General features: G+C 48.0%; 2 protein-coding genes. One reads left to right on the forward strand and one right to left on the reverse strand.

Annotation, left to right across the window (positions count from 1 at the left end; genetic code table 11):
- Nucleotides 1-410: 410 nt before the first annotated feature.
- The gene (locus tag RMO84_RS15655) at nt 411-1463 is read right to left on the reverse strand and encodes an ATP-binding protein (protein ID WP_310489369.1); all 1053 of its coding nucleotides are present in this window, start codon (nt 1461-1463) and stop codon (nt 411-413) included.
- Nucleotides 1464-1636: 173 nt separating this feature from the next.
- Here RMO84_RS15655 and RMO84_RS15660 point away from each other — a divergent pair.
- On the forward strand, nt 1637-2108 hold a 472-nt coding region (locus RMO84_RS15660), incomplete at its 3' end, for an Npun_F5560 family protein (protein WP_310489370.1).

Here is a 2108-nt window from a genome sequence, read left to right on the forward strand (position 1 = left end):
TATCATAAGCCGGGATCTCGAATCGTCGTGTAGTTATCAAAGCGCAGTCGATCGATCGTATCATGCCTCATTTCTCACAATTAGTCCGTAGGAGTAATGCCTTGTGCTTACCCCACATCGATGAGGGTACCCAAAAGGGGCGTTTTTATGTCTAGGGTTCCCCCGAATAAAAAAACGACCAGACAGCGACTGAAATCACGCGGAGGTTCCCTCCGCATGTGTTTCAGTCAAGACAGCGACTGAAATCACGCGGAGGTTCCCGTATAGCGACACGTCTCGCTTTGCTCGCCTACAGCATGTGTTTCAGTCAGCGACGCATCGACCGGGAGGTTTCCTCCCGGTTGTGTGCGTCAAGACAAGACAGGGGCACCCCTACAGATTAATTGTGAATTTTAAAATATGGGAATTATTCATGGATTTCGCCTGGGATCTGCACTTCCCAGCCGATCGCAATACTGCTCTAATGGTTCGCGTAAAGCTCCTCTGACTATCTTGGCAATTTTGGGTGCGACTAACTTCGTTTTGGTTGGCCCTGCAAATTCTGGATCGAACATCACCACATGAATCAGCACCAATGCTGGTTGCCAATTAACCTGCTGGAGTGCTTTTAAAAACCCATTCACGTGACTACCATCTTCTGCCGATACGCCACCATTTACCCAAGAATAAATGATTGGCTGTTTCGAGGTAATCGAGCCGTAAGCGACCGCATCGATGAGGACTCGATCGCTTTTTACAGTTGTGTGAAAGGGCAAAAAACTATTGTGTCGATCGTCAAGATTGACGTTGGCACCCATAAACGGCAGCAGTTGCACCAAGCCTTGCGGCGCATAAAATCGCTCCCGATTCAATCTAATTTCAATGCCTTTGACTAAATGAGCAGTCTCAAATAAATTTCGCCTCACCACATCCAATCGGGGCTGCGATCCTGGGAAAAGTTCTGGATCTGGAGTGACTTCAATCCTGGTACCGCGACCCGTTCCGCGATCGATAATTGTTTGTTCATATAGTGGCACTCCTCGCTCGAATCTTTGCTCCCACAGAACTCCATCCCGCCAACTTTGAATCTTCATCTGAGAGCTAGCCGCATTGAGAATTGCCAATCCCACACCGTGGATATTTCTCGTATGTACGTGAGGGGCATGTCCATCTCTCGAACCAGTAGAGTGGAGAACCGTCAGAAACTCAGTCGCCAAACTCATCCCTGGAATATTACTCGATCGATCGAATGGCAATCCCAATCCATCATCGACAACTGTAATATTACCTTCGTCGATCTCGACACTTACGAATGTTGCTGTCCCAGCTAGATAGCAATCGAGCGTATTAGAAACCAGCTCGTAGACAAACTGCTCTGTCCCGAATGAGTCCGTTCGATCAAAGTACATACCTGGTCTTTTCCGAACGCCTTCAATACCAGATATTACTTGAATCTGTTCGCTGTTATAAGCATCTTCCGGCATGGATTGTAACTACTCCTCGATCGATATTTAGTCATTAACTACTATTCCGGCTGCTAGGTTGTGCCTTTGGCGATCGAACATCCACCCAATCCCTATTCCCTAAACTGTTGCGACAACACGAACAAACTGATAAAGTCAGGGTATTTCCACGCTCAAACTGTTGGTAATACCCCGTGAACCAAACTCAAGCCACTAATATATCGACATTGAAAGCCGAGATCGCTCGGTTTCGTGAAGAACTCAGTACCCGCGACAAACTCGTTCAGCAACTCTCGCAAGAGCTATTTCGGCTCGTCAAAGATCATACGCCCTATGCACCCAGACCAGAAGTAGCTGGCGACTATCGGGCAGAAGTAAGATTGCTGCGCGAACAACTCCAAGGCGTCGAGCATCAGGTACATTTCTATCAAGACCAACTCCAACGTCGAGATGTCGAGATTCAGGGACTGCGCCAAACCATCCGCGAACTCACCGAACGCGGCCAGATGTTGGAACAAGTCATTCGAGAGCTACCCAAGGTTTATACGCGCAAATTTGCCGAACGCTTGGCACCGATTAAAAACAAAATTATGGCGTTGCAAAGTGAAAACCGCCAACTGCAAGCTGACTTAGTATCGGTGACAGATCGGATGGCAGCAAGAGGCA

This window comes from Chamaesiphon sp. VAR_69_metabat_338 (assembly GCF_031423935.1).
Taxonomy (GTDB): Bacteria; Cyanobacteriota; Cyanobacteriia; order Cyanobacteriales; family Chamaesiphonaceae; genus Chamaesiphon.